Below are 2537 nucleotides of genomic sequence, written 5' to 3' on the forward strand. Positions count from 1 at the left end.
ATGTTATAATAATTGGAAAATATTTAACAAGCATAAAAAATAGAATAATTAAAAAATTTTTAATAAACGGGAGAATATAAATGGAACAGAAAATTAGATTAGTGGAAGCAAAATACAAAAAAGAAGCGATTTTACCTTTTGAAATAGGCGATACGGTAAAAGTCTGGGTAAAAATTATTGAAGGCGACAGAGAAAGATTGCAGGCTTTTGAGGGAGTCGTTATTTCAATTCGCGGAAAAGGTATAAGTAAAAGTTTTATAGTTCGCAAAATATCCTACGGAGTCGGAGTGGAAAGAATATTTTTAATCAACTCTCCAAGAATAGACCATGTGGATATTGTTCGTAAAGCTAAAGTTAGAAGAGCAAAATTATATTACTTGAGAAATAAAGTCGGCAAGAAAGCAAGATTGATTGAAAGACTCGGAGTGAAAATTCCTAAACATTCCGATTTAATTAAAGCTCAAGAATCTAACGAAAACGAAGAAATTGAAAATGCTAATAATAACGAAACAAATAATAATACGGAAGCGGTTTCTTCCGATAATAATCAATAACAAGTTTAAAAAATTAACGGAGGTTTTTTTATGGGTTATAAAATAGTAGAAAGAGAACAATGGTCGGAAAAAGTTTTTATGATGAAAGTTGTCGCTCCAGATATAGCGAAACATCGTAAAGCGGGAAATTTCATTATTTTCAGATTAAACGAAATCGGAGAGAGAATTCCTCTTACCATAGCGGATGCCGATACGAACGATGGAACTATTATGATAGTGACTCAAAATATCGGATATTCTACCGCTAAACTTATGGAGCTGCAAGTCGGGGACGAGATAATGGATGTTATAGGTCCTTTGGGACAGCCTACTCATATTGAAAAACATGACGGCATAGTTTTATGCGTTGGCGGAGGAGTCGGAATCGCTCCATTGCATCCAATCGCTCAAGCTCATCATAATAACGGAAATAGAGTCATATCGATTTTGGGAGCGAGAGACAAATCATTAATCATTATGGAAGACATGATGAAAAAAATCTCCGAAGAAACTTTAATTTGCACCGATAACGGAAGCTATGGAGAAAAAGGACTTGTCACCGATATGATAAAAAGAGTTTACGAAAGAGGCGAAAAAATCTCCGAAGTAATTGCAATCGGTCCCGCAATAATGATGAAATTCGTGGCAAAACTTACAAAAGAATATAATTTGCCGACTACGGTTAGCCTAAATCCTATTATGATTGACGGAACGGGAATGTGCGGTTGCTGTAGAGTTTTGGTTGGAAAAGAAACTAAATTTGCATGCGTTGAAGGTCCTGAATTTGACGGGCATTTGGTAGATTTCGATTTATTAATGAAACGACAGGCTATGTATAAAAAAGAAGAACATGAATGTAATTTAAAATTAGGTTAATGATTTGATTTTCAAACCGAATATAGATTTAAAAAACATTTGTTTTAAATACATTGATGAAAATGAAATAACTTTTGAAGTCGATGTTTTATTTAAACATAATTTTTTAGCTCCCATAACCATAGATAGTTTATCGGGCGATTTATATATAGTAAACGAAGAAATCAAAATTACTTCCAAAGATAAAATCGGAAAATTTATTTGTTATGATTCTTTTGTATTGGAACATGGCAGAGAAAATATTATTAAATTAGATTTGAAACTATATTATATCGATATATTTTTTAGTAATATTCCGAAAGCGTCTTTTAATGTGGAATATAAAATTGATATTGATATTTCTGGCAGATTTTTATCTATGAGTTTGGAAGAAGGATTAATAAATAAATTTATTAAGAAAGCGACAAAAGGAAAAATAAATTTAATAAAACTATTAAAAAATTATTTGAAATAGAAAATAAGGATTTTATATTATGAAGAAAATAATATTTTTAACTTTATTTATATCAGCGTTAATTTTATCATGCAAAAGCGCCCAAAATTACGCTCGGGAACTTTCAAGAAAACTTATCGAAGAAAACAGACCCGATATAACCTTTAGAAGCGCAAAAATAAAAAACATGACTTTAAGCGATATAACTTTAGAATGCGTTTTGGATATAAAGAATAATTTGCCCGAAGAAATGCCTATAGAAAAAATAGAAATAGAATTAATCAATACGGACGGCAAGACATTCGCTACGGCAAACTCCGTTGAATCCCTAAAAATTCCCGCAAACGAAACCCGAACTAAAACGGTAATTTTGAATGCAAAATATTTTGAAGTTTATTCCACCGCTCTTACTTCTTTAAGAAATAGAAATGTAAAATGCACCGCAAAAACTTATATAACTTTTACTATGGCAAGGATGAAATTCAGATTTCCTTATACTGTAGAAATTGTGTTTATACAATAGATAATTCTGTTTTTATTGCCTCTCTTTAAACCGCGATGACAGATTAATAAAATATTGCCGCTGTTCGCATTCGGCTTTGGACTTACAAAAATTTTACTTGATTATTATAAATAAATTGCTACATTATAAGCAGATAATTTAAAAAACTAAAAAATTTTATTTAATTAAAATA

Annotated in this window: 4 protein-coding genes; all 4 read left to right on the top strand. The window is 30.8% G+C overall.

The genetic code is table 11. From position 1 onward, the window contains the following. The first annotated feature begins 80 nt into the window (after positions 1–80). The 4 genes from rplS to ACR0QS_RS12675 are packed head-to-tail and all read left to right on the top strand — an operon-like array spanning position 81 to position 2365. Positions 81–554, top strand: a complete 474-nt coding sequence (gene rplS, locus ACR0QS_RS12660) for a 50S ribosomal protein L19 (RefSeq protein ID WP_432633813.1) — start codon at positions 81–83, stop codon at positions 552–554. A gap of 30 nt (positions 555–584) precedes the next feature. Next, positions 585–1409 carry a sulfide/dihydroorotate dehydrogenase-like FAD/NAD-binding protein gene (locus ACR0QS_RS12665; RefSeq protein WP_432633814.1) on the top strand — a complete coding sequence of 275 codons (825 nt, stop codon included), beginning with the start codon at positions 585–587 and terminating at the stop codon, positions 1407–1409. Between the two features lie 4 nt (positions 1410–1413). Further along, on the top strand, positions 1414–1863 hold the full coding sequence (locus ACR0QS_RS12670) for a hypothetical protein (protein ID WP_432633815.1): 450 nt from the start codon (positions 1414–1416) through the stop codon (positions 1861–1863). A gap of 19 nt (positions 1864–1882) precedes the next feature. After that, entirely contained in the window at positions 1883–2365 is a 483-nt protein-coding gene (locus tag ACR0QS_RS12675; RefSeq protein WP_432633816.1) for a hypothetical protein, read from the top strand. Positions 2366–2537 lie beyond the last annotated feature (172 nt).

Source organism: Brachyspira sp. (genome assembly GCF_050873525.1).
GTDB lineage: Bacteria > Spirochaetota > Brachyspiria > Brachyspirales > Brachyspiraceae > Brachyspira.

Bases quoted from the DNA above. Each gene is read 5' to 3' on its own strand.
- rplS (WP_432633813.1), top strand. From the start codon at position 81: ATGGAACAGAAAATTAGATTAGTGGAAGCAAAATACAAAAAAGAAGCG.
- ACR0QS_RS12665 (WP_432633814.1), top strand. From the start codon at position 585: ATGGGTTATAAAATAGTAGAAAGAGAACAATGGTCGGAAAAAGTTTTT.
- ACR0QS_RS12675 (WP_432633816.1), top strand. From the start codon at position 1,883: ATGAAGAAAATAATATTTTTAACTTTATTTATATCAGCGTTAATTTTA.